General features: G+C 49.6%; 1 rRNA gene. It reads left to right on the top strand.

The features are described from left to right. Window positions 1–103 (top strand): 23S ribosomal RNA (locus ACYQ4S_RS12470); the annotation flags it as partial. Between the last annotated feature and the right edge of the window lie 260 nt (window positions 104–363).

Consider the following 363-nt stretch of genomic DNA (forward strand, 5'->3'; position numbering starts at 1 on the left):
AAGGAAGTAAGACCCCTGAAAGATGATCAGGTGGATAGGCTGGAAGTGGAAGCATAGTGATATGTGGAGCGGACCAGTACTAATCGGTCGAGGACTTAACCACAAGAAAGAAAGTATAGCGAGGCGGGTAGATGATCCCGGGATTTGACCACACATACCCTGAATGAGCACCGTAAGGGCGCAATGGGTAAGGGTGTCACATCACGCGGTCATCTGCCGAGCGAAACTGGACTGATGTGTGTTAAGGGTAAGTGGTGTTGTTTCGTGTTGATCAGCTGTCTAGTTTTGAGAGAACAACGTTCTCCAGTTTAATAGAAGAGTCACTGTGCGGTGACGATGGCGGGAAGGATCCACCTGTTCCCA

Source organism: Alkalibacterium sp. s-m-28 (assembly GCF_054658175.1).